The following is a 25,184-nucleotide window of genomic DNA, read 5'->3' as shown; positions in this document are numbered from 1 at the left end:
CGTCGAACTGCTTGATGTTGCCGGGATTCACCCGCACCGCCGCACAGCCCGCCTCGATCGCGGCGAACACGTACTTCGGCTGGAAATGGATGTCCGCGATCACCGGGATCTGCGACTTGCGCGCGATGGTGGCCAGCGCGTCCGCGTCGTCCTGCGTCGGACAGGCCACCCGCACGATCTGGCAGCCCGACGCCGTCAGCTCGGCGATCTGCTGCAACGTGGCACCGATGTCCGACGTACGCGTCGTCGTCATCGACTGCACCGAGACGGGTGCGTCTCCGCCCACGGCCACGGTCCCGACCTGGATCTGCCGGCTCTTCCGGCGCTCGGCGAGCTTGGTCGGAACGGACGGCATGCCGAGAGAAATCGCAGTCATCTGCTGTGCAACCCCAAGGTAAGGATCGGTCGGTCCCGAAAGCTGACGGGCTCCAGCCAACGAGATTACGGCACCCCCGAACACGGGAGCACATCCCCCGCACAGGCCACCACAAGTAAGGGCGACCGGGCTCAAAGCATGCCCGGTCGCCGCAAACTCTGCCTTACTAGGAGATACGTACCGGGTTAACGACGTCTGCCACCAGGACCAGCAAGGTGAAGCAGATGAAGATCCCCGCCACCACATAGGCCACCGGCATCAGCTTCGCCACATCGAACGGTCCCGGGTCGGGCCTCCTGAACACCTTCGCCACGTTCCGTCGCAGCGACTCCCACAGGGCGCCCGCGATGTGTCCGCCGTCGAGCGGCAGCAGCGGGAGCATGTTGAACAGGAAGAGGGAGAGGTTGAAGCCCGCGACGAGGAACAGCATCATCGCGATCTGGTTCTCCGGCGGAATGTCCAGCGTGAGGACCTCACCGCCGACGCGGGCCGCGCCGACCACGCCCATCGGGGAGTCGTCCTCGCGCGGGCCGTCGCCGAACGCCGCGTCCCACAGAGCGGGAATCTTGGACGGGAGGGCGATCAGCGCCTCGACGCCGTTCTCCATCATGTCGCCCATGCGGTCCACGGACTGGCCGAAGGACTGCTGGACGATGCCCGAGGCGGGCGTGAAGCCGAGGAAGCCGGCGTACACGTACTCGCCCTCGACATAGCCGCCGTTGCCGTCCGACTTGCTGACCTGGTTCCTGATCAGGTGCGTGTTCAGATCGAGCCGCTCGCCCCCGCGCTCCACGGTGAGCGTGACGTCCTTGCCGGGATTGGCGCGGATGTCGTTCTGGAGCGTGGACCATTCCTTCACGGGTTCGCCGTTGAACGCGACGATCTTGTCGCCCAGCTTGAGGCCGGCGGCCTTCGCGGGAGCGGCCTGGTCGCCCTTCTCGCACCTGGTGCGGTTCTCGCTCTGCTGGATGACGCAGTCGGAGACCTTGCCGACCGTGGTGGTCTGGGTCTGGACGCCGAAGGTCATCATCACGCCGAGGAAGATCACGACGGCCAGGATCAGGTTCATGAAGGGGCCGGCGAACATCACGATCACGCGCTTCCAGGGCTTGCGCGTGTAGAAGAGGCGGTTCTCGTCGCCGGGCTGCAGCTCCTCGAAGGACTGCGCGCGGGCGTCCTCGATCATGCCGCGCCACGGAGAGGTGGAGCGGGCCTCGAGCCTGCCGTCCGGGCCGGGCGGGAACATGCCGATCATGCGGATGTAGCCGCCCAACGGGATCGCCTTGACGCCGTACTCGGTCTCACCCTTCTTCCGCGACCACATGGTCGGACCGAAACCGACCATGTACTGCGGTACACGGATGCCGAAGAGCTTGGCCGTCGAGAGATGTCCCAGCTCATGCCAGGCGATCGAGAAGAGCAGGCCGATCGCGAAGACGACTATGCCGAGGATCATCATCAGGGTCGTCATGCACCGGCCTCCGCCGTGGTTGTCTGCGCTGTCTGTCGCGCCATGGGCTGCGCCTTGGGCTGCGTCTTGGTCTGCGTCTTCGTCAGTTCACGGGCCCGGGCGCGTGCCCAGGTCTCCGCTTCGAGGACGTCCGCGACGGTGAGTGAGGTTCCCGTACTTCCCGTACGGGGTGAGCCGTGCTCCTGGACCACCTTGGTCACGGTGTCCATGATCCCGTTGAAGGGCAGGGCGCCGTTCAGGAACGCGTCCACGCACTCCTCGTTCGCCGCATTGAACACGGCCGGGGCCGTGCCCGCGAGTTCCCCGACGTGACGGGCGAGCCCCACCGACGGAAACGCGTCGTTGTCGAGCGGGAAGAACTCCCAACTAGAAGCCTTCGACCAGTCGAAGGCGGGCGCGGCGTCGGGGACGCGCTCGGGCCAGCCGAGCCCGATGGCGATCGGCCCGCGCATGTCAGGGGGCGTCGCCTGGGCGATCGTCGATCCGTCCGTGAACTCCACCATCGAGTGGACATACGACTGGGGGTGCACGACCACCTCAATCCGCTCGAAGGGAATGTCGTAGAGGAGATGCGCCTCGATGACTTCGAGCCCCTTGTTGACGAGGGTCGCGGAGTTGATGGTGATGACCGGGCCCATGGCCCAGGTGGGGTGCGCGAGGGCATCGGCCGGGGTGACGTGCGCGATTTCCTCCTTCGTACGTCCCCGGAAAGGGCCCCCGGAGGCGGTGACGACGAGCTTGCGTACGTCCGCTCTGGTGCCCGAGGCGAGCGCCTGGAACAGGGCCGCGTGCTCGGAGTCGACCGGGATGATCTGACCCGGCTTGGCGAGCGCCTTGACCAGCGGACCGCCGACGATGAGCGACTCCTTGTTGGCGAGGGCGAGGGTGCGGCCCGCTTCGAGCGCGGCGAGGGTGGGCGCGAGCCCGATCGACCCGGTGATGCCGTTCAGCACGGTGTGACACTCGGAGGCGGCGAGCTGCGTGGCCGCGTCCGCTCCGGCGAGGATCTCGGGCAGCGGCTCCCCACTCCGGTACCGCTCGCGCAGGGCCTGACGCAGCGCCGGTACGACGGCCTCCCGGGCGACCGCGACGGTACGCACGCGGAGCCGCCACGCCTGCTCCGCCAGCGGCGCCACCCTCCCGCCGGCCGCGGAGAGCCCGCGCACCCGGAACCTCTCGGGATTGCGCTCCACAAGGTCGATGGCCTGCGTACCGATCGACCCGGTGGATCCAAGAATCACCACGTCCCGGGGCCCGTCTGCGGCCACGGGATCGAAGACAAGATGCGGATCGGCGAGGGGCGCTGGACTGTCGCTCATTCCTCCATTGTGGCCGCATCGAGTCACCGACAGGACAGGGCGTCCCCTTCGCGGGCCCATACCGCCATGTGTCACTCGACAAAGCCATATCGCCGTTTGTGAAGCTCACGTGAAGGAAGCGTGATACTCCTTCTCCCCTGAACATCGGACGACACCCAGGGGGATCTCCATGCGGATACGCGCTGCCCTGCCCGCGCTCGTCGGAGCCGTGGCTCTGACCGGCACGTTCCTCAGCACCCCGGCTCAGGCCGCCGGACGCGTCTACATCTACCAGGTCTATTACGACAGCCCGGGTTCGGACAGCGGCTCGAACACGAGCCTGAACGCCGAGTGGGTGCGGATCAAGAACTCGACGTCGTCGACCGTCGCCCTGAGGAACTGGAAGATCAAGGACAAGACGGGCTACACGTACACCTTCGGCAACGTGACGATCGGCCCGGGCAAGACCAAGAAGGTGCACACGGGCAAGGGCACCAACACCGCGTACGACAAGTACTGGGGCCGCTCCTGGTACGTCTGGAACAACACCGGCGACACCGCCTATCTCTACAAGCCCAGCGGGGCCAAGGCCGACGACTGCACCTGGGGATCGAGCGGCGACTACCGGTACTGCTGAACCGCGCGGGACCGCCGCTGCCGTCGGCGTGAGCCGTTACTTGCGCCGGCGGCGGTTCTTCGCCCTGTTGGACTTGGTGGACTTGGCCGACTTCCTGGCGGGCCGCCGGGCCGGGGCCGGCTTCGTGCCGGTGACCGTTTCGGTCGACCGCGAGGTCGAGGCCGAGCGGCTCGGCACCGCATCGGAGCGGCTGAAGTCCCCCTCGACCACACCTTCCGCCGTGTCCAGCGTGGGTGCGCTGAAGTGGAGACCTTCGTCCCGCCGTCCGGGTTCCAGGGTCTCCTGACCGTCGCGGGCCTTGCCCGAGGCGTCGAGGTTGAAGACGTAGCCGACGGACTCCTCCTTGATGGCCTCCGTCATCGCGCCGTACATGTCGTAGCCCTCGCGCTCGTACTCGATGATCGGCTCGCGGCCCAGCGTCCAGCGCAGGCCGATGCCGTCGCGGAGGTAGTCCATCTCGTAGAGGTGCTCGCGCCACTTGCGGTCGAGGACCGAGAGGACGACGAGGCGTTCCAGGTCCCGGAGGGCCTCGGAGCCGAGTTCGGCCTCGCGCTCCTCGTAGCGGGCGTGGATGTCCTCCGTGATCGTCTCGATCAGGTCGTCGGCGGTGAGGTTCGCGCGCCCGCCGGCCTCGTCCTCCACGTCCTCGATGGTGACCTTGATCGGGTAGAGCTGCTTGAAGGCAGCCCACAGCCGCTCCAGGTTCCACTCCTCGGGGAAGCCCTCGGCGGTCTCCTCCGTGATGTACGCGCGGATGGTGTCGTCCATGAAGTGGATGATCTGCTCGCGCAGGTCCTCGCCCGCGAGGACCCGGCGGCGTTCCTCGTAGATCAGCGTGCGCTGCCGGTTGAGCACCTCGTCGAACTTCAGGACGTCCTTGCGGGACTCGAAGTGCTGCTGCTCGAGCTGGGACTGGGCGGAGGCGATGGCACGCGTGACCATCTTGTTCTCGATGGGGACGTCGTCGGGGACGTTCGCCATGGCCATCACGCGGTCGACGACCTGGGCCCGGAACAGCCGCATCAGGTCGTCTTCCAGGGCGAGGTAGAAGCGGGAGGCGCCGGGGTCGCCCTGCCGGCCGGCCCGTCCACGCAGTTGGTTGTCGATACGCCGGGATTCGTGGCGTTCGGTGCCGAGCACATAGAGCCCGCCGAGGTCGATCACCTCGTCGTGCTCGGCTGCGACGGACGCCGTCATCCGGTCGAGCGCGGCGCGGTACTCCTCCTGGTCGCCCTCCGGAGTGAGCCCCCGCCGGGCCAGTTCCGCGCGCGCCATCGCCTCGGGGTTGCCGCCGAGCATGATGTCGGTGCCGCGGCCCGCCATGTTCGTGGCCACGGTGACCGCGCCCTTGCGGCCGGCCTGCGCGACGATCTGTGCCTCGCGCTGGTGGTTCTTGGCGTTGAGCACCTCGTGCCGGATGCCCCGCCTCTTGAGCTGCACGGACAGCAGCTCCGACTTCTCGACGGAGGTGGTGCCCACCAGGATCGGCTGGCCCTTCGCGTGCCGCTCGGCGATGTCGTCGACGATCGCCCCGAATTTCGCGTCCTCGGTGCGGTAGATCTGGTCGGCGTCGTCCGCGCGGATCATCGGCCGGTTCGTGGGGATCGGCACCACGTGCAACTTGTAGATCTGGTGGAACTCGGCGGCCTCGGTCATCGCCGTGCCGGTCATCCCGGCGAGCTTCTCGTACAGCCGGAAGAAGTTCTGCAGGGTGATCGTCGCGAGGGTCTGGTTCTCGTCCTTGACGGTCACACCCTCCTTGGCCTCGATCGCCTGGTGCAGGCCCTCGTTGTAGCGGCGGCCCGCCAGGATGCGGCCGGTGTGCTCGTCGACGATGAGGACCTCGCCGTCGATGACGACGTAGTCCTTGTCCTTCTTGAAGTGCTCCTTGGCCTTGAGGGCGTTGTTCAGGTGGCCGATGAGCTGCGTGTGGTCGGACTCGTAGAGGCTGTCGATGCCGAGCTGGTCCTGGAGGTACTCGACCCCGCTGTCCAGGATCGCCACCGTGCGTTTCTTCGGGTCGTACTCGTAGTCGTGCGTGGCCCGCAGCCCGGCGAGGCGTTCCTTGTCCATCGGCGAGGTGAAGTGCTCCTCCTGAATGGAGACGCCCTTCATCCGCGTGACCATCTTGGCGAACGCCTCGTACCAGTGCGTCGGCTGATCGGCGGGCCCGGAGATGATCAGCGGCGTACGGGCCTCGTCGATGAGGATCGAGTCGGCCTCGTCGACGATCGCGAAGTGGTGGCCGCGCTGCACGAGTTCGTTCTGCGACCAGGCCATGTTGTCGCGCAGGTAGTCGAAGCCGAACTCGGTGTTGGTGCCGTAGGTGATGTCGCAGGCGTACTGCTCGCGCCGCTCGGCCGGTGTCGACTGCGACTTGATGACGCCGACGGTAAGGCCCAGGAAGCGGTATGCGCGGCCCATCCATTCGGCGTCGCGCTGGGCGAGGTAGTCGTTCACCGTGACGAGGTGGACGCCCTTGCCGGTCAGGGCGTTCAGATACACGGGCAGCGTCGCGACGAGGGTCTTGCCCTCGCCGGTGTGCATTTCGGCGATATTGCCGAAGTGGAGTGCCGCGCCGCCCATGATCTGTACGTCGAAATGGCGCATTCCGAGGGTGCGGCGGGAGGCCTCGCGCATCGCGGCGAAGGCTTCGGGCAGCAGATCGTCGAGGCTTTCACCGTCGGCGTGACGCTTTTTGAACTCGGGGGTGAGATCCCGTAGTTCGTCGTCGGTCATCCCCTCGAATTCCTCTTCCAGGGAATTGACCTGTTCGGCGATACGCTGCAGCCTGCGCAGCATGCGTCCCTCGCCGGCCCGCATGATCCGGCCGGTGATCCGCTCGAGAGTGGCCACTGCAATTCCCCCTCGGCCCTTGGGGGGCTTTGACGTCCCCGAGGTCGATTCTGTGTCGCTCGCCTTCTGTGCGGCAAGCAACAGAATGACCACGGGGACGACAGTGCATTCCTGGGGAAAAGGTCAGCGAATGGGGCGGTGGACGTTGTCCCGTTTCGCCGGCCCGGGCGTCGCGTCCGCGATCCAGGCGCCGTCACCGGAGGGGTCGATGACGCCCTCCTCCAGCCAGGTATACGTACCGCCGAGGACGCCCTTGACCACCTTGCGGTCGAGGTCGTCGGTGTTGGTCCACAGCCGGTCGAAGAGTTCCTCGACGCGGATGCGGGCCTGGCGGCAGAAGGCGTCGGCGAGCTGGTAGGCCTCGCGGCCGTGGTCCCCGGTGGAGCGCAGGAGTTCGGCGCGCACGCAGGCCGCGCTCATTGCGAACAGTTCGGCGCCGATGTCGACGATCCGGCCGAGGAAGCCCTGCTTGGTCTCCATCCGGCCCTGCCAGCGCGACATGGCGTAGAAGGTGGACCGGGCGAGCTTGCGCGCCGACCGCTCCACGTAACGGAGGTGGCCGGACAGGTCGACGTGTCCCGCCGGGTGGAAGTCCGCGTAGGAGCGCGGAAGTTGGCCGGGCCCCGCCACGAGCTTGGGCAACCACTTGGCGTAGAACACACCGGCGTTCGCGCCCGCCTTCGCCTTGTCCTGGAGAGTCTTCTCCGGGTCGATGAGGTCGCCCGCGACCTTCAGATGGGCGTCGACGGCCTCGCGTGCGATCAGCAGGTGCATGATCTCGGTCGAGCCCTCGAAGATGCGGTTGATGCGCAGGTCGCGCAGGATCTGCTCGGCCGGAACGGCCCGTTCGCCGCGGGCCGCGAGGGACTCGGCGGTCTCGAAGCCGCGTCCGCCGCGGATCTGGACCAGATCGTCCGCCATCAGCCAGGCCATCTCGGAGCCGTACAGCTTCGCCAGGGCCGCCTCGATACGGATGTCGTTGCGCTCCTCGTCGGCCATCTGCGAGCACAGGTCGAGGACGGCCTCCATGGCGAACGTCGTCGCCGCGATGAAGGAGATCTTGGAGCCCACGGCCTCGTGGAAGGCCACCGGCTTGCCCCACTGCTCACGTGCGGCGGACCATTCGCGGGCGATCTTCAGACACCACTTGCCCGCCCCCACGCACATGGCGGGCAGGGACAGCCGCCCGGTGTTCAGCGTCGTCAACGCGATCTTGAGGCCCGCACCCTCCGGGCCGATGCGGTTGGCGGCCGGGACGCGGACCTGGTGGAAGCGCGTGACGCCGTTCTCCAGGCCGCGCAGGCCCATGAAGGCGTTGCGGTTCTCGACGGTGACGCCCTCCGAGGCGGACTCCACGACGAAGGCGGTGATGCCGCCCTTGTGGCCCTCGGACTTCGGCACCCGCGCCATGACGACGAGGAGGTCCGCGACGACGCCGTTGGTCGTCCAGAGCTTCACGCCGTCGAGGATGTACGAGTCGCCGTCCGGGACCGCCGTGGTGGCGAGCCGTGCCGGGTCGGAGCCCACGTCCGGCTCGGTCAGCAGGAAGGCCGAGATGTCGGTGCGGGCGCAGCGCGGCAGGAAGGTGTCCTTCTGCTCCTGCGTGCCGAAGAGCTTCAGCGGCTGCGGTACGCCGATCGACTGATGCGCGGAGAGCAGCGCGCCGACCGCCGGGTTCGCGGAGCCCACCAGAGCGAGCGCCTTGTTGTAGTACACCTGGGTGAGGCCGAGGCCGCCGTACTTGGTGTCGATCTTCATGCCGAGGGCGCCGAGCTCCTTGAGCCCGTTGATCGTCTCGTCCGGGATCTGCGCGTCGCGCTCGATACGCGCCCCGTCGATCTTCGTCTCGCAGAAGTCGCGCAGCTTGGCGAGGAACTCCTCGCCGCGCTGCGCGTCCTCGTCGGCGGGCATCGGGTGCGGATGGATCAGATCGAGCCGGAATCGGCCGAGGAACAGCTCCTTGGCGAAGCTGGGCTTGCGCCAGTCCTGCTCACGTGCGGCCTCCGCCACCTGGCGCGCCTCGCGCTCGGTGACGGCGGGCTTCTTGGTTGGTGCGGACATGAGGGGCTTCACCTCGCCGCGAGTCGGGATCTTCGGAACAGTTGGTTACTGGCCGGTGCTACTGGATCGTATGTACCCGATCCCGGGCAACCTCACCAGTCCTCGCGCACCGCCCCGCCGGATGAGCCCTTCCGTACGAGCCCCGGTTTCAGCCGATGTCCACCGAGAACGCCCTGGTGTCCAGCCGGCCGGAGCCGCGGAAGACCTCGGTACCGGCCTCGGTGCCGGAGACGTACTTGTCGTTGCTCAGCAGCTTGCGCCGTACGAGTGCCTGGGTGAAGTCGTCGAGATTGAGGTGGCCTTGGTTGTGCCGGCGACCCGGACGAAGGAGTGCACCTTCCACCCGATGTCGCCCTCGCAGATGTCCCACATTGCGCCACCGAGGCTGACCCGGCCCACCTGGAGCCGAGGGCCCGGCGCCGCCCTGTCGGTTGAGCCACACCATGATCTCGTCGGTGGGCTGGTCCTGCCAGTCGGCGGTGTTCTTGCTGCCTGATGGGCAGCTCGGTGGACGCCTTGTCCACCCTCCACCCCCAGTCCACCCCCAGTGCAGGGGCGGTCCGTACGGCTCCTGGTCGCCACCGAAGACCTTGAAGGTTGCCGCGGAATCCTTAGGCTGGGCCGAGCAGCCCCCGTTGGGGCGGCACGCAAGAGTTTTAAGGGGCCGCTGGGCTACGCCAGGAGCGCGGGGCTGTGTGGATTTGCGGCTCCGCCGCGCGGGCGCGAGCGACCCACCACAGCCCGCACCCGCCCACAAACCCCAACGAACCACCCCCGTAGGCGCCCTGCTCAACCGACGGAGTCGAAGCGCTTCGACAACCTATGGACACCCACCGTCCATCAAGCTACTGTCGAGCCACCCCCGCTCGAAAGCAACCGCACACCCGCGCTGTCGAAGCGCTTCACACACCTTGGAGAGCTGGATGGTCACCCTCGCCGAGGTCGCCCAGCACGCCGGAGTCTCGGCCAGCACGGTGAGCTATGTCCTCAGCGGCAAGCGGTCCATCTCCGTGGGCACCCGGCAGCGGGTCGAGCGGAGCATCCAGGAGCTCGGCTACCACCCCAACGCCGGGGCCCGGGCACTGGCGAGCAACCGCTCCAACATCATCGCGCTGATGGTCCCGCTCCGTACGGACATGTACGTACCCGTGATGATGGAGATCGCCATCGCGGTGGCGACCACCGCCCGTACGCACGGATACGACGTGCTGCTGCTCACGGGCGAGGAGGGACCCGACGCCGTGCGCCGGGTCACCGGCAGCGGGCTCGCCGACGCGATGATCCTGATGGACGTCGAACTCGACGACGAGCGGCTGCCGTTGCTGCGCGGCACAGACCAGCCGTCCGTACTCATCGGGCTGCCCGCCGACACCAGTGGCCTGACCTGCGTCGACCTCGACTTCGGTGCGACGGGCGCACTGTGCGTCGAGCATCTGGCCATGCTCGGGCACCGCGACATCGCTGTCATCGGTGAGGCACCCGCGGTCTACGAGCGGCATACTGGCTTCGCCGAGCGCACCCTCGACGGACTGCGTTCCCGCAGCCGCGAACTGGGACTGCGGCTGCTGCACCGGCCCTGCGAGGGCGGTTACGACGCGATGGCCGTGACCCTGGCCCGGATCTTCGACGAGCGCCCGGACACCACGGGGTTCGTCGTGCAGAACGAGTCCGCGGTGGAGCCGCTGCTCGGGCTGCTGCGCCAGCAGGGCCGGGCCGTTCCCGAGGACGTGTCGGTGGTCGCGGTGTGCCCGGATCAGGTCGCCACCCAGGCCTCGGTGCGGCTCACCTCCGTCGCCATCCCCGCCCAGGAGATGGGACGGAACGCCGTGGAACTGCTGGTCGCCAAGCTCGACGGCGGCGGCACCGATGAAGTCGTCCTGATCGCACCGGAGTTGACGACACGGGCCAGCACGGGGCCCGCGCCCGGCAAGTCGTAGGCGACGAACCCCCGGCCTCGGCCCCCGGCCCTCGTAAGGCACCCCCACCCCGCCTTCACTCCTGCAGGGAGCACCTCAGTGAATCAGCCTGCCGAGAACCAGCCCCGGCAAGGGGCGGTCAGCCTCGCCCAGTCCTCCCCCACCATCGGCACGTTCCGCGAGCCCGACGGCGCCCTGGAGTGGAGCGGCCGCCAGGAGACCGTGCGCGTCGAGCCCTGGGGCCCGGACGCGGTACGGGTCCGGGCGCGGCTCGGCGGCCCGGTCGTCGACGGCCTGCCGGGTGCGCTGCTCGACGAGGCGCCGGCCACCGAGGCCAGCGTCAAGATCGAGGACGGGCGCGGTCTGCTGACCGTCGGCGCGCTCACGGTCGAGGTCGGCTCCGAGGGCCTCCTGCGCTTCACCCGCACCGACGACAGCTCGGAACTCCTCACCGAGGAGCGCGCCCACTTCTGGTGGCCGGGTCCGCGCCTGTACACCCCCGTCGGTAACGGCTACCACCGCCTGGAGCAGCGTTTCGCCGCGTACGAGGGCGAGAAGCTGTTCGGTCTCGGCCAGCACCAGCACGGGATGCTCGACCAGAAGGGCGCCGTCCTCGACCTCGTGCAGCGCAATGCCGAGGTCAGCATCCCGGTGCTCACCTCCAGCCGCGGTTACACCCTGCTGTGGAACAGCCCGGCGATCGGCCGCGTGGAGCTGGCGGGCAACGGCACGCGCTGGGTGGCGGACTCGGCCCGGCAGATCGACTACTGGATCACGGCGGGCCACCCGGCGGACGCCCAGCGCCGCTACAGCGCGGTGACCGGCCGTACGCCGATGCTGCCCGAGTGGGCCGCGGGTTTCTGGCAGTGCAAGCTGCGCTACCGCACGCAGGACGAACTCCTCACCGTGGCAAGGGAGTACAAGCGCCGCGGGCTGCCCCTGGACGTCATCGTCTGCGATTTCTTCCACTGGACGCATCTGGGCGAGTGGAAGTTCGACCCGGCGGAGTGGCCGGATCCGGCGGCGATGGTGCGGGAGCTGGACGAGCTCGGCGTCAAGCTGGTCGTGTCGGTGTGGCCGTCGGTGTCCCCGCTCTCCGAGAACCACGACCTCATGGAGCAGCGCGGCTACTTCATCGGCACGCAGTACGGCCCGATGGCGCACGCCGACTGGCCCGACAAGCAGGTCGCCTCCACGGTCCAGGTCGCCTTCTACGACGCCACGAATCCCGAAGCACGCGAGTTCATGTGGTCGAAGGTCCGCGACAACTACCTCACGCCGTACGGCATTCAGTCCTTCTGGCTGGACGCCTGCGAGCCGGAGATCAAGCCGGGCTTCCAGGAGAACCTGCGCTATTGGGCGGGCCCCGGCCTGGAGGTCGGAAATCTCTACCCGCGCGAGAACGCCCGTGCCTTCTACGAGGGCATGGTGGCCGCCGGCGAGAGCGAGGTCGTCACCCTCAACCGCTCGGCGTGGGCGGGCAGTCAGCGCTACGGCGCCGCCCTGTGGTCCGGCGACATCGGCACCGACTTCGCGACCCTGCGCCGCCAGATCGCGGCGGGCCTCAACACCGCGCTGTCCGGCATCCCTTGGTGGAACACCGACATCGGCGGCTTCCACGGCGGTGACCCGAACGACCCGGCGTACCAGGAAGTCATGGTCCGCTGGTTCCAGTTCGGCGCACTGTCCCCGCTGATGCGCCTGCACGGCTTCCGCGTCCCGGGCATGCCGCTCGGCCCGGCCATGACGGGCGGTCCGAACGAGGTCTGGTCGTACGGCGAGAAGGCTGCCGCGATCATGGAGAAGTACCTGCGGCTGCGCGAACGCCTGAAGCCGTACGTCCTGGACGTCATGCGCGCCGCGCACGAGGAGGGTCTGCCGGTGATGCGCCCGCTGTTCCTCGAGTTCCCGGAGGACCAGGCGACCTGGTCGGTGGACGACGCGTACCTCTTCGGCCCCGATCTGCTGGTCGCGCCGGTGCTGACGGCGGGTGCGACGGCCCGTACGGCCTATCTCCCGGCGGGCGCGCGCTGGATGGACGCGTGGACCGGCGAGACGTACGAGGGTGGCGCGGCCGTGACCGTCGACGCCCCGCTGGACCGCATCCCGCTGTTCCTGCGGGACGGAGCGCGGCTGCCCGTAGCGGAGTAGCCGCGTACACAGGAGTGCGGCCGGACCTGGGGAGGACCGGCCGCACTCTTCATGCCTGGACTTGTGCCTGGATCAACTGCTGCTGACGGTCAGGTTGTTGGTGCGGAAGTCCAGGCCGCCGGACGACGAGGTGATCTCGAAGCCGAACTGGACGTCACCGATGGTTTCGTTGCCCATCCAGCCCTTGGTGTCCTTGATCCACTTGAGGATCGGGAGCATGTTGACGTTGCCGGAGTTCGAGTCCGAGGTGCGCAGGAACGAGAACACCTCGTTGGCGCCGTTGTTGCCCTTGTAGACGTTCCAGCTGTGGCCGCCGAGGGTGACGCTGCCCTGCGAGGTGCCGATCGGGCCGACGGCTCCGTTGTAGTTCATCCAGAGCATGATCTCGTAGTCGTAGTCGGTGTCCCAGATGTCGTACGAGGAGTTGTACGCGCCCGAGGACGGGACCGTGACGTTGTAGCTGCTGCTGAGCGAACCGAGCGAGGTGATCGACTTGTTGATCACCTTCTTGGAGTTGGGGTAGGACTTGATGCCGCCGGTGTTGGGGTGGTTCGCCCAGGCACCCCAGTTGGTGCCGGAGTTGGCCCAGATGCACTGGCTGCCGGCGCCGGAGCCCCAGATGTTGTTGTAGAGCGTGTAGCCGTTGAGGCTGGTGTTGCCCCACTGGTCGCAGGAGTTCCATACGGCGGCCGAGGCCGGCGCGGAGGCGAGTCCGATGGTGGCGCCGAGTGCCAGTGCGGGGGCGATGAGGGCCTTGGCGACCCTCCTGCGTGTGCGTGTTGCCATGGCTGTCCCTTTCCATGGGTGGGGGGAGATGCTGTGGAACTACCGCGGCTCCAGGAGGAGGACGCGGTCTTCTCCGGCGCGTGGGGAGAACGGTCGCGCGCTCGGGAGGAAGTCCTGGGATCGGGTGTTCACGGCGCGAGCACCGCCGCTCCGTAGCGCGCCAACTCCACGCAGCCGGTGGCTTGTTCGCCGGTGAGGACATCCCGGTACGTGCCCGGCAGCTCCACGGTGACCGTCTCGCGCCCGTGGTTGAACACGAAGAGCAGCTCGCCCCGGCGGACGGCCTCCACCTGCGGGGGGAGGCCGTCAAGAGGTGGCCGGACCCCCGTGCCGGCCGCCACATCCGCCAACAGGTCGCGCAGCGCGGGCCGTTCGGGCAGCGTGGAGAGGTACCAGGCGCGCTCCTTGCGGAGCAGCGCGGGCAATCCGTCCAACTCACCGCCCTTGTACGGGACGACAAGATCGACGTCACTCGCCGCCTCGAGTTCCTCGGACCACAACGTCCCGCGGAAGCCGTCGCATTCGACGCTCTCCTCCGCATCGAGCGGCCACCACTCGTGCAGCGTGCGGATCCCGAAGAGCTCCCGCAGCCGCGCGTCCATGCCGCCGGGGCGCACCCGGTCGTCCTCGTCCGCGACACCGGTCAGGAATCCGCAGACGAGGGTGCCCCCGGCTCGTACGTACGACAGGAGATTGTCGATCGCGGCGTCCGTGAGCAGGTACAACTGCGGAACGACGACCAGCTTGTACGGGGACAGGTCGTGCTCGGGATGGGCGAAGTCGGTGGCGAGGTGGGCCTCCCACAGGGCGCGGTGCCAGGCGCGTACGACCTGCGGATAGTGGATCTCGGAGGACAGGCGGCCGTCCTGCGCGCCCGCCCACCAGGCGTTCCACTCGTGCAGGATCGCAACGTCGGACTCCATGTGGCTGTCAGTCACTTGGTGGCCGAGTGCGGCGAGTTCGGCCCCGAGCCGCTTGACCTCCTGATACGTACGGCCTTCCTCGCCTGCGTGGCTGACCATCCCCGAGTGGAACTTCTCGGCGCCCTGCCGGGACTGCCGCCACTGGAAGTAGCAGACGGCGTCGGCGCCGCGGGCGACGGCCTGGAGGGACCAGAGGCGGTTGAGGCCGCGTGGCTTGGGGTGGTTGACGCCCCGCCAGTTGACGGGACCGGCCGCCTGCTCCATGAGCATCCACGGGCCGCCGCGGGCCTGGGAGCGCGTCAGGTCCTGGATGAGGGCGCCGTTCTGGGCGCCGAAGGGGTCGCGCGGGTCCGGGTACATGTCGACGGAGACGAGATCCTCCTCCTCGGCCCATCTCCAGGCGTCCTGTCCCACCCACAGCGGCATGAAGTTGGTGGTCACCGGGATGTGCGGGGTGTGGCTGCGGACGATGTCGCGCTCGGCGACGTAGCACTCCAGGAGCATGTCGGAGGTGTAGCGCTTGAAGTCCAGTACCTGTGTGGGGTTCTTGAGGTAGTGGGCGTGGCGGGGCGGAAGGACCTCGTCCCAGTCGCCGTAGCCCTGGCTCCAGAAGGCCGTTCCCCAGGCGGTGTTGAGCGCGTCGAGCGTGCCGTACTTGTCCTTGAGCCAGCGACGGAAGGTGGCGGCGGCCTCGTCGCCCCAGTCGTAGGTGCAGTACTCGTTGTTGATGTGCCACATCGTGAGCGCGGGGTGGCTGCCGTAACGGGTGGCCAGGTCCTCGGTGATGGCGGCGGCGTAGCGGCGGTAGGTGGCGCTGGAGTGCGAGAAGTGCTGGCGGCCGCCCCACCATTCGGTGCGGCCGTCCTCGTCGCGGGGCAGGGTGTCGGGGTGCAGACGGCCCATCCAGGGCGGGGGCGAAGAGGTGGGCGTGGCGAGGACGACGCCGATGCCGTTGTCGTGCATGAGGTCCATCAGCCGGTCGAGCCAGCCGAACTCCCTTGCCCCGGGCCGGGGTTCGAGCTTCGCCCAGGAGAAGACGCCGAGGGTGACGGAGTTGACCCCGGCCGCCTTCATGAGGCGTACGTCCTCGTGCCAGGTCTCCTCGGGCCACTGCTCGGGGTTGTAGTCGCCGCCGAAGAGGATGCGGCCACGAGTGGCGTCGGCGAGGCCGGGCCGCTTGTGCGGGGGCATCAGGCCGGGTCCCCGTACTGGATGCCGCGTCCGTTGGTGGCGAGGTAGACGCGGCCGTGGACGCGCGGATCGCCGGTGATCGTCTCGCCGATCCAGCCCCACTGGTGGGCGTCGTCGTTGATACGGACCCAGGTCCTGGCCCTGTCGTCGGAGCGGAGGACGCCGGTGACGGCCCCTGTCCCGGTCGCGCCGACCTGGTAGATCGCGGGGTAGTCGGCGCCGGCGGCGGCCTTGCCGAAGCCGAGGCAGTGGGAGGACCGGCAGCTGGTGACCTTCGAGAAGACGGCGCCGCCGTCGGAGGACCGGAAGAGACCGTTCTCCTTGGCGGAAAGCCACAGGTCACCGGAGCGCCCCGGGGCGGCCACCACCTTGAACTGGCTGTCGCCTGAGGGCAGTTCATCTGCACGGGCCGTGAAGGAACGGCCACTGTCAGTGCTGGCGTATAGCGTTCCTGTGTCGGTGTCGTATGCGTAGAAGAGCGTCGGGTCGGCCGGGTCGGCGACCGGCGTGGCGCCCTTCGGGAAGGAGGAGACCTCGGACCAGGTCGCGCCGTTGTCGGTGGAGCGGTGGGCTGCGTACTTCGTGCCGTCCCAGTGCACGAAGGACCACAGCAGCGTACTGCCGTCGGCGCTGGTGGCGATCGGCCCCGGTGCGCTCTTGGCGATGTCCGGCTGGGCCTCGAAGGGCGCCCAGGTCCGGCCGCCGTCGTTCGAGTACGCGCCGTTGCCGTTGTCGCCCCAGCCCGCCCGGACGACGTACGACGGCTTGGCCGCGGCCTGCGCGAGTCCCGTCGCCGACCCGAACACGGGGTTCGCCGCCATGCCGCGCGACGGAGACGCCGTGAGCCGCTCGTGGTACATCACGCCGATGTCCCCGAGCCCGCTCAGCAAATGCGCCTCCCCGACCGGGGGCGAGATCAGCTGGCGCACGGACGTCTCCTCGAGGCCGCGGATCTGCGGCGCCCAGCGCTTGAGGTCGCGGGTGCCGTAGAGGGTCGCCCCGGTCCCGTACACGATGTGCTTCGAGTCGTACGGGTCCAGGGCGAGCGCCTGGATCCACCAGCCGAACTTCGGCTTGTCAGCACCCCAGTTGAGGAAGGGAGTCTCGGATACGTCGAACATGGCAGCGTCCTTGAGGGACGTCCAGGTACGGCCGCCGTCGGTGGTCCGGAACAGCGTGTCGATGGCCGCCCAGCGGTTGTTGGTGGACACGACGACGGTGCCCGCGCGCCGGGCGTCGACGGCGACTCCGCCGTAGCCGAAGTTGTCCGCCGAGCCTCCCCCACTACTAAACGTGTGGGCGGTGCCCCCATCGGTGGTGCCGCCCGGCTTCACGGGGGTCACCTCGCTCCACTTGCCGATCGCCGTGCGCAGCTTGTGCACGCTGCCGTCGGACTGGCCGTTGGGCCCGGGAGCGTCGGCGTACGTCACGTACAGCTCGCGGGTGTGTCTGTCGTACGCGGCCCGGATCGGGACCTTGGCGGAGGCGCCGGAGGGTTGCCCGGGCACGGCCTCCCACGTCGTGCCGTCGGCGGTGCAGTACAGGTTCGCCGTGCCGGACGTGCCGTCGCCGTCGCCCCAGCCGGCGTAGACGGTACGCCCTGCAGCGACGAGGAAGGTCACACCCTGCCCGGAGGCGCTCGCCTTCGCCGGGAAGCCGGTCACGGCTGCCCAAGTGGCTCCCCGGTCAGTCGACTTGAGCAGCCCGTCGTGCCGGGTGCCCAGCCACAGGGTGTCGCTGTCGCGCGGGTCGACGAGGAGACGTTCACCCGTGCCGCGGCCGTCCTCGTTGGCGCCGAGCTTCACGGTCAGGTCGGTGCGGAACCATGTGGCGCCGCGGTCGTCGGAGCGCAGGACGGCGCCGTTGCCGGCCCAGGGCTGGGCGTAGGTGCCGAGGGCGAGGTACACCCGATTGGGGCGCGCAGGGTCGACCGCCATCGCCTCCACACCGAGGAGGTTCCAGTCGTCCCAGCCGAGGTGATCGGTGAGCGGCGTCCAGCGGGCGGTCCGGTCGTCCCAGCGGTAGGCGCCACCGATGTCGGTACGGGCGTAGGCGAGCCCGCGCACGGAGGGGTGGAGCAGCACGCCGGTGATGAAGCCGGTACCGCCTATGACGACGTTGCGCCAGCGGTAGCGGGTCGCGTTCGGTTCGGCGTCGGCCGGGGCCGCGTGCGCCAGGCTGCCGACAGCGGAGAATGCGGCGGCGGAGGCAGTCCCGGCAAGGACGGCGCGTCTGCTCAGGCGGGGCGTGCGCATGACATACCTCGTTCTGCAAGAGAGGGGTGGAATGGGGGGGACGGCTGCCTCGTTACCAGCGGCGGACGGCGCCCCCCCCCGGTACGAGCGGGGGGTGGGCGCGCCTTCTAGGGGCGCGGGGAACTGCGCGACCGGTCACGAACAACCCGCAGCTTTCAGCTGACCCAAACGGAGCGGGCTGACCGGAGTCAGCCTTTGACGGCGCCGGTCAGCATGCCCTTCTTGAAGTGCCGCTGCACAAAGGGTGAAAGGACGGCGACCGGGATGAGCGCCAGCACCATCACGGCCATCTGAAGAGCAAGAGCGGACAGCTCACCGGTGTTGACCTGAGCGGAGAGCCCGACCGGCCGTTCCTGCTTCTGCACCAGCTGGATCATCACGTTCTGCAGCGGCATCTTGTCCTGGTCGGTCAGATAGATCGACGCGTTGAACCAGGCGCTCCAGTAGCCCACCGCGTAGAAGAGAGCGATCACCGCGAGGACCGCCCGCGACAGCGGCATCACGATCTTCCACAGGATGCGCCAGTCTCCGGCCCCGTCGATCCGGGCGCTGTCGATCAGCTCCTGGGAGATACCCATGAAGAACGCCCGCAGGACGAGGATGTTGAAGACGCTCACAGCGCTGGGAAGGATCAGCGCCAGGTAGGTGTCGGTCAGTCCGAGCCCCTGCACCAGCAGGTATGTCGGGATCAGGCCCGCACCGAAGAACATGGTCGCCAGCAGCGTCATCAGGATCCAGCGATGACCGAGCGAGCCGCTGCGCGAGAGACCGTACGCGCACAGCACGGACACGGCCATGCTGAACAGCGTGCCGACCAGGGTCACTCCGATGCTGACCAGTGTGGCGCGCTGGACCTGGCCGCCGCTGAGGAGTTCCTGGTAGGCGACGAAGGTGATGCCCTTGGGGATCACCACCAGACCGCCGGCTTCGTCGATGGTCTTCTTCGACTGGAGGCTGGTGACGATAACGATCCAGAGCGGGAACAGGATCGCCAGGCAGGCGAGGCTCAGGACGAGACCCTTGCCCGCAAGGCCGGCCTTGGCCGGCTCCTCCTCCCAGACCGGGCGGGGAGGGGCCGCCCAGGGGCTGGGCTTCTTCGCCGTCGGCCTCTCGTCGGCCGGCTTGTCGAGGACAGCGCTCATTTCTTGTACACCCCCTGCTCACCCATGAGATGGGCGACCTTGTTGGCGGTCAGCACCAGTGCCAGGCCGACGAAGCCCTTGATGAGGCCTGCGGCGGCGGCATAGCTGAAGTCCTGGTTGCGGATGCCGTTCCACCACACATAGGTGTCCAGCACATCGGAGGCGGCGACGCCCACCGCCTGCCGTTGAAGCAGCAGTTGCTCGAAGCCGACGGTGAGGGCGTCGCCGACGCGCAGCACCAGAAGCAGAGCGATCACCGGGCGCAGGGCGGGCAGCGTGATGTGCCACATGCGCCGCCAGCGTCCGGCGCCGTCCATGGCGGCGGCCTCGTACAGGTCGTTGGAGACGGACGACAGCGCGGCGAGGAAGACGATGATGCCCCAGCCCGCGTCCTTCCAGACCATCTCGAGTGTGACCAGGTACTTGAAGGTCTCGGGGTTGGTCATCAGGTCGAAGCCCTCGTAGCCGTGCCGGCGGAGGGTCTGCGCGATGATGCCCGCGCCGCCGAAGATCTGCATGAAGACGGTGACGACGAGGACCCAGGAGAAGAAGTGCGGCAGGTACATGATCGCCTGGGCGAGCGCCCGGACCCGGGGCCTGACCACGCTGTTGATGAGCAGCGCGAGAAGGATCGGGATCGGGAAGAACAGCACCAGTTGTAGGAAGAACAGCACGAACGTGTTCTGCACCGCGTGCCAGAAGGCCGAGTCAGCGAAGATCCGCTCGAACTGCTCGAAGCCGATCCAGGGGCTCTGGAAGATGGCGACGAAGCCGTTCTCGCTGAGGTACGGGTCGTAGTCCTGGAAGGCGACCACGTTGCCGAGGATCGGTACGTAGTTGAAGACCAGGAGCAGCAGCACCGCCGGCAAGGTCATCAGGATCAGCGTGCGGTCGCGCTTGAACCGGAGCCGGAGGCTCAGCTTCCCGCGGCGCTGTTCATCCCGCGACCGGGACCGGGACCGAGACCGGAAGCGGCGCCCGGCGCCGTCGGGCGTCGCCGGATCCTCCGCGGGCGTCTTCGCCTCGGCCCTGGACCGGGGCACCGTGCTGTGGGACACGGCCTTCTCCTCGCCTCAGCCCCGGGTCAGTTCGCCGACCCGTTGTCGTCGAGCAGCTTCTTGTACCAGTCGCGCAGGTCGTCGCCGCCCTTGCTCTTCCAGTCGGCGACCGCCTGCTGCACGTCGCTGATCTTCTTGCGGCCGCGCACCGCGTCATCCTCGAGCTGCTCGAAGTCGTCGGCGAGGTTGGCCCAGCGGTTGGGCTCGGTGACGGTCAGGCCGAAGAAGGAGGACTTCTTGGTGAAGGCGCCCATGCGCTGCTGCCACTCGACGATGCCCTTGGTGACCTCGGGGAAGTCGGGGTAGGCGACGTACGGGGCGGGGTTGCCGGTGTAGTCGTAGGCGCCGTTGACCTCGTTGACGCCCTGGGTCGTCTTGACCGGCAGGCCGTCCTTGATCTCGTAGTCGATGCCCTCGACGCCGTAGGCGGTGAGCATGAACTCCTTGGTGCCGTAGGGCGCCGCGCAGAAGTTGCAGAGGGCCAGGAAGTCCTTGATCTGCGCCTCGGTCGCCTTCTTGCTGATGAAGGTGAAGATATTGGCGGGCTGGCCCGCCCACAGCGTCGGGTCGCCGCCGTCCGGGCCGAAGAAGTCGAACGCGCCCATCTCGAAGTCCGGGTTCTGGGTGGCCTGTTCGGCGGTCTTGCCCCACCAGTCGGAGATGTTGTTGTTGTAGACCAGCACCTGCCCGGCGGTGAAGCGGTTGCCCGAGCTGCCGGTGGCCTTGCCCTGGACCGCCTCCGGGTGGACCACCTTCGCCGCGTAGAGCTTGCGCGTCCACTCCAGGGCTTCGAGGTACTCCTCGGTCTCGATGCGGTTGATCAGCTTGCCGCCGTCCATGTTCCACCACAGCGCCTTGTCGCTGCCCGACAGGCACCCGAAGATGTGGAACGCCGACCACTTCATGTCGTCGCAGGCCCACAACTTCGACTTGGCGTCGGTCGCTTCCTTGGCCCAGGACAGGAACTCGTCGGGGCTGGTGGGGACGCTGTAGCCCTTCTCCTTGAACAGGTCCACGCGGTACATGGGCGCGATGTCGGTGACGTTCGGGGCGGGCATCGGGATCGCCCGCAGCTGACCGCCGAAGATGCCGCGCTGCCAGGCCTCGGTGGGGACGGCCGCGAGGTTCGGGTAGTCCTTGACCTTGTCGCCGGACAGGTACGGGCCGAGGTCCGCGAACTTGGCGTTGAGGGCGCTGGGTATCCGGCCCATCAGGTTCCAGCCCGGCACGGTGACCACGTCGGGGATGTTGCTGCCGGCGAGGACCGCGCCGAGCTTCTGGTCGTAGGTGACGCCGTCCTGGTTCTGCCATGTGACCTCGACACCGATGGCCTCGTTCATGGCCTTGTAGTACGGGTTGCCGGTCTTCGGCGGGGTGCCGAAGAAGGGCGACAAGATCGTGAGTTTGCCGCCGCTGCCCATCTTCTTGGCCACCGACGTCTTCAGTTCGGCCGTGGGGATCGCCTTGGTGAAACCGGCCGCCGAGCCGTTCTTCGCCGGGATGTCGGGCGCCACCACATCCGACGCCACGTACGCCGGGAGGATCTTCGCGGCGTCCTTCCCCGACGTGGTGCCGTCCTTGCGGCCCTCCTGCGAGCCGCCGCAGGCGGACAGCAGCGGCATGCCTCCGGCCACCGCGGCGGCGGCGACCGCCGTGGAGGCGAGGAAGCTTCTCCGGCTGGGGGCGGAGGTGTTCGGCGTCATTGCGTCAACCCTTCATGGCGCACAACAGGACACCCGGCGGTAGGGCCGTCGGCTGTGGTGTCTTGAGTGGAACTGGCTGAGCTGAAGCGGACCTCGGAGGAATGTGACCTGCAGTGCGGCCCGTTCGATAGTCGAAGCGCTTCGATGTTGCTGCGAGGTTAAGTGAACACCCGAGGGTGCACAAGAGTCGTTCGCAACATTCCTCCGAGGTGTAAAGGACTGAACCTGTCTGGTCTGGGCCTTGAAACGCCGGAGAGGATACGGAGATGTTGCCTCGAGATGTCTTGACACCCACCCTCCGGTCGAATGAGCATCGAAGCGCTTCGAAATCTCTTCATCGCTCCTCCACAAAGGGATCCCAGCGTGCCCGCACAAACGCCGCCTTTCCGCGACTCGCAGCTGCCGTTCGCGAAGCGCGTCGACGATCTCCTGTCGCGGCTCACCGTGGCCGAACGCATCGCGCTGCTGCACCAGTTCGCGCCCGCGGTGGAGCGGCTCGGCGTCGCCGCGTTCCGCACCGGCCAGGAGGCGCTGCACGGCGTGGCCTGGATGGGCCCGGCGACGGTGTTCCCGCAGGCGGTGGGCCTCGGCGCGACCTGGAACGAGGAGCTCGTACGCCGCGTCGGCGAGGCCGTCTCCACCGAAACCCGCGCGATGCGCGCCCGCGACGACCGCGTCGGCCTCAACGTCTGGGCGCCCACGGTCAACCTCCTGCGCCACCCCCTCTGGGGCCGCAACGAGGAGGGCTACTCCGAGGATCCGAAACTGACCTCGGCGATCGCGACGGCGTACACCCGCGGCCTGCGCGGCGACCACCCGGCGTACTGGCGCACCGCCCCCGTCCTCAAGCACTGGCTCGCGCACAACAACGAGACCAAGCGGGACATCACGTCGTCGTCCGTCCGCCCCCGCGTCCTGCACGAGTACGACCTGCGCGCCTTCCGCGCGAGCGTCGAGGCGGGCACGGTGGCCGGCGTGATGCCCGCGTACAACCTGGTCAACGGCCGCCCCAACCACGTATCGCCGTATCTGCGCGAGCATCTGCGCACCTGGACGGACCAGGAACTCCTGGTCTGCTCGGACGCGGGCGCGCCGTCCAACCTGGTGGACTCCGAGCACTACTTCGACACCCACGAGGAGGCGACGGCCGCGGCCCTGCGCGCCGGCGTGGACAGCTTCACGGACCACGGCACGGACAGCTCGAAGATCGTCGAACGCGTCCAGGGTGCCCTGGACCAGGGCCTGCTGACCGAGGCGGACATCGACGCGGCGGTCCGCCGCCAGCTCGCGGTCCGCTTCCGGCTCGGCGAGTTCGACCCGCATCTGGACCCGTACGCGGACACCAAGCACTTCGACACTCCCGCCCACCGCGCACTCGCCCAGGAGGCCGCGGAACAGGCGATCGTGCTCCTCAAGAACGACGACCTGCTGCCCCTCGCCGAAGGCACCCGCATCGCCGTGGTCGGCCTCCTCGCCGACGAGTGCAAACTCGACTGGTACAGCGGCACGCTCATCCACCGCTCCACACCTCTGGAGGGCCTGTACGAGCGCTTCGGCGCCGAACACGTCGACTTCGCCGAGGGCGTGGACCGGGTCCGCCTGAAGACCTCGGCCGGTACGTATCTGAGGGTGCCCCCGGCCGACGACGCGAGCGACGAAGTCCGCGGCGCCGAGGGCGCCCTGGACCCGGCCCTCGTCGCGGGCCGAACCGACCTGCCCCCGCTGACCACCGACGTCACCGGTACGGACCTCGCGCTGATCGACTGGGGCGAGGGCATCCTCACCCTCCGCGCACCCGACGGCCGCTACCTCTCCGTCGCCGACGACGGCTGCGTACGCGCGTCGGCGGACCAGCCCGGCGGCTGGGTCGTCCAGGAGACATTCCGCCTGGAACCCAGTGATTCCCACGCGAACGGGCACCTCCTGAAGCACGCAGGGACGGGTCGGTACGTGTCTGTCACCGCCGACGGCGCAAAGGTTGCCGCCGAGGACCCGCGGAACGCCGAGGTCTTCGAGCTGATCGTCACGGAGCGTGGCGAGGTCGCGGTGACCCGGGCCGCCGCGACCGCGGACGTGGTGGTCGTGGTCGCGGGCAACGACCCCCACATCAACGGCCGCGAGACGGAGGACCGCACGACACTCCGCCTCCCCCAGCATCAGGAGCGCCTGCTGCGGGCAGCCCGTGCCGCGAACCCGAACACGGCGCTGGCTCTCGTCTCCGCCTACCCGTACGCGGTGGATCCCGGGGACATCCCGGCCCTGCTGTGGACGGCCCACGGCGGCCAGGCGGCCGGCACCGCCCTGGCCCGCGTCCTGGCGGGCGACGTCTCCCCGGCCGGCCGCCTCCCGCAGACCTGGTACGCCTCCGACACGGACCTCCCCGATCTCCTCGACTACGACGTGATCGGCAGCCGCCAGACGTATCTGTACTTCGAGGGCACCCCGCTCTTTCCGTTCGGCCACGGCCTGTCGTATGCGTCCTTCACCTACGACGGCCTTCAAGTCGAGCCGGGCAACGGCGGGTTGAAGGTCTCCGTCACGGTCACCAACGCGAGCGGGGTGGCCGCCGACGAGGTCGTCCAGCTCTACACGCGCGCGGTACACCCCTCGGTCCCGCGCCCGCGCCGGGAACTGGCGGCACACCGCCGAGTCCACCTGGCCCCCGGCGCCTCCGCCGAGCTCTCCTTCGAACTCCCACTGCACACCTTCGAGTTCTGGGATGTGGCACACGGCAGGTGGCGGCTGGAGCCGGGAGCGTACGAGGTTCTCGTGGGCGCAGCCAGCGAGGACATCCGCCTGCGCTGCACCATCGATCTCGACGGCACTCCCACACCTCCCCGCCCCGCCCTCGAACTCGGCCTGGACGCGGCCGACTTCGACGATCAGCGGGATGCCGAGATCGTCGACCGTACGAAGGTGTCGGGCGACGCGGTAACGCCGGCGGGCGATGGTGAGGCCGAACTGGTCTTCCTGGCCTGCGACTTCGCCGGAGGTACGACCATGGCCTCCATTGAGGCGGCGGGCGAGGGCTCGGCCGAACTCGCACTCCCAGACGGCCCGGTGCTCGCGCGGATCGACATCCCGGCGACGACAGGCCCGTACGACTACACCACCGTGACCGGCCCGACGGCGCACGTCACCGGGGTCCACGACCTGCACATCAAGCTGCGCGGCCGGGTGCGGCTCGCGCGCGTCGGCTTCTCCGGTTGAGGGTCCGGACCAAGCCGACACACAGAAGGGGCCCGGCACCGGAAGGCAGCGGATGCTGTTGGTTAATTCGGGCCTGGTTGCTTCGCCCCGTCGTTATGCGGCGGGGCGAAGTGCTGTCAGGGGGCTGGTGCGAGTTCGTGCGTGGGGTTG

The 25,184-nt window shown here is 68.5% G+C and carries 16 protein-coding genes; 4 read left to right on the top strand and 12 right to left on the bottom strand.

Annotated features, from left to right (window positions below; translation table 11 throughout):
* The 3 genes from ABD357_RS34470 to dxr form a co-directional block, all read right to left on the bottom strand.
* On the bottom strand, positions 1 to 376 hold a 376-nt coding region (locus ABD357_RS34470), incomplete at its 3' end, for a flavodoxin-dependent (E)-4-hydroxy-3-methylbut-2-enyl-diphosphate synthase (protein ID WP_344395164.1).
* A gap of 166 nt (positions 377 to 542) precedes the next feature.
* On the bottom strand, positions 543 to 1,847 hold the full coding sequence (locus ABD357_RS34465) for a M50 family metallopeptidase (protein ID WP_344395163.1): 1,305 nt from the start codon (positions 1,845 to 1,847) through the stop codon (positions 543 to 545).
* Positions 1,844 to 3,166, bottom strand: coding sequence for a 1-deoxy-D-xylulose-5-phosphate reductoisomerase (gene dxr / locus ABD357_RS34460; RefSeq protein ID WP_344395162.1), 1,323 nt, complete (start codon positions 3,164 to 3,166; stop codon positions 1,844 to 1,846). Before dxr ends, ABD357_RS34465 begins: the two co-directional genes overlap by 4 nt.
* A gap of 169 nt (positions 3,167 to 3,335) precedes the next feature.
* On the opposite strand from dxr, the gene ABD357_RS34455 reads away from it, so the two are divergent.
* Positions 3,336 to 3,782, top strand: a complete 447-nt coding sequence (locus tag ABD357_RS34455; protein ID WP_344395161.1) for a lamin tail domain-containing protein — start codon at positions 3,336 to 3,338, stop codon at positions 3,780 to 3,782.
* Positions 3,783 to 3,818: 36 nt separating this feature from the next.
* On the opposite strand, the gene secA is transcribed toward ABD357_RS34455, so the two are convergent.
* From secA to ABD357_RS34440, 3 genes are all read right to left on the bottom strand, one after another.
* The gene (gene secA / locus ABD357_RS34450) at positions 3,819 to 6,605 is read right to left on the bottom strand and encodes a preprotein translocase subunit SecA (protein WP_344395221.1); all 2,787 of its coding nucleotides are present in this window, start codon (positions 6,603 to 6,605) and stop codon (positions 3,819 to 3,821) included.
* Between the two features lie 156 nt (positions 6,606 to 6,761).
* On the bottom strand, positions 6,762 to 8,699 hold the full coding sequence (locus tag ABD357_RS34445; RefSeq protein ID WP_344395160.1) for an acyl-CoA dehydrogenase family protein: 1,938 nt from the start codon (positions 8,697 to 8,699) through the stop codon (positions 6,762 to 6,764).
* Between the two features lie 148 nt (positions 8,700 to 8,847).
* Positions 8,848 to 9,042, bottom strand: coding sequence for a hypothetical protein (locus ABD357_RS34440; protein WP_344395159.1), 195 nt, complete (start codon positions 9,040 to 9,042; stop codon positions 8,848 to 8,850).
* Between the two features lie 580 nt (positions 9,043 to 9,622).
* On the opposite strand from ABD357_RS34440, the gene ABD357_RS34435 reads away from it, so the two are divergent.
* Positions 9,623 to 10,636: a LacI family DNA-binding transcriptional regulator gene (locus ABD357_RS34435; protein ID WP_344395158.1), complete on the top strand. Its 1,014-nt coding sequence runs from the start codon at positions 9,623 to 9,625 to the stop codon at positions 10,634 to 10,636.
* 78 nt (positions 10,637 to 10,714) lie between these two features.
* Positions 10,715 to 12,766: a glycoside hydrolase family 31 protein gene (locus tag ABD357_RS34430; protein WP_344395157.1), complete on the top strand. Its 2,052-nt coding sequence runs from the start codon at positions 10,715 to 10,717 to the stop codon at positions 12,764 to 12,766.
* A 72-nt stretch (positions 12,767 to 12,838) separates the two neighbouring features.
* Here ABD357_RS34430 and ABD357_RS34425 read toward each other — a convergent pair whose 3' ends face one another.
* From ABD357_RS34425 to ABD357_RS34400, 6 genes are all read right to left on the bottom strand, one after another.
* The gene (locus tag ABD357_RS34425) at positions 12,839 to 13,552 is read right to left on the bottom strand and encodes a glycoside hydrolase family 12 protein (RefSeq protein ID WP_344395156.1); all 714 of its coding nucleotides are present in this window, start codon (positions 13,550 to 13,552) and stop codon (positions 12,839 to 12,841) included.
* Positions 13,553 to 13,680: 128 nt separating this feature from the next.
* Positions 13,681 to 15,666 carry a beta-galactosidase gene (locus tag ABD357_RS34420; RefSeq protein ID WP_344395155.1) on the bottom strand — a complete coding sequence of 662 codons (1,986 nt, stop codon included), beginning with the start codon at positions 15,664 to 15,666 and terminating at the stop codon, positions 13,681 to 13,683.
* Positions 15,666 to 17,921, bottom strand: a complete 2,256-nt coding sequence (locus ABD357_RS34415) for a 1,4-beta-glucanase (RefSeq protein ID WP_344395154.1) — start codon at positions 17,919 to 17,921, stop codon at positions 15,666 to 15,668. Before ABD357_RS34415 ends, ABD357_RS34420 begins: the two co-directional genes overlap by 1 nt.
* A gap of 188 nt (positions 17,922 to 18,109) precedes the next feature.
* Positions 18,110 to 19,063, bottom strand: coding sequence for a carbohydrate ABC transporter permease (locus ABD357_RS34410; protein ID WP_344395153.1), 954 nt, complete (start codon positions 19,061 to 19,063; stop codon positions 18,110 to 18,112).
* Positions 19,060 to 20,121, bottom strand: coding sequence for an ABC transporter permease (locus ABD357_RS34405; protein ID WP_344395152.1), 1,062 nt, complete (start codon positions 20,119 to 20,121; stop codon positions 19,060 to 19,062). The genes ABD357_RS34410 and ABD357_RS34405 overlap by 4 nt, the downstream gene beginning before the upstream one ends.
* Positions 20,122 to 20,147: 26 nt before the next feature.
* On the bottom strand, positions 20,148 to 21,824 hold the full coding sequence (locus ABD357_RS34400; RefSeq protein WP_344395151.1) for an extracellular solute-binding protein: 1,677 nt from the start codon (positions 21,822 to 21,824) through the stop codon (positions 20,148 to 20,150).
* Between the two features lie 306 nt (positions 21,825 to 22,130).
* Here ABD357_RS34400 and ABD357_RS34395 point away from each other — a divergent pair, with 306 nt between their 5' ends.
* Positions 22,131 to 25,034 (top strand): glycoside hydrolase family 3 C-terminal domain-containing protein, encoded by a 2,904-nt coding sequence (locus tag ABD357_RS34395; protein ID WP_425585132.1) that lies wholly within the window; start codon positions 22,131 to 22,133, stop codon positions 25,032 to 25,034.
* The last annotated feature ends 150 nt before the right edge of the window (positions 25,035 to 25,184 follow it).

Origin of the sequence: Streptomyces vastus (assembly GCF_039532825.1) — a bacterium.
GTDB classification, from domain to species: Bacteria; Actinomycetota; Actinomycetes; order Streptomycetales; family Streptomycetaceae; genus Streptomyces; species Streptomyces vastus.
The sequence above is the reverse complement of the archived record's forward strand: the minus strand, read 5'-3'. Positions and strand labels throughout refer to the sequence as shown.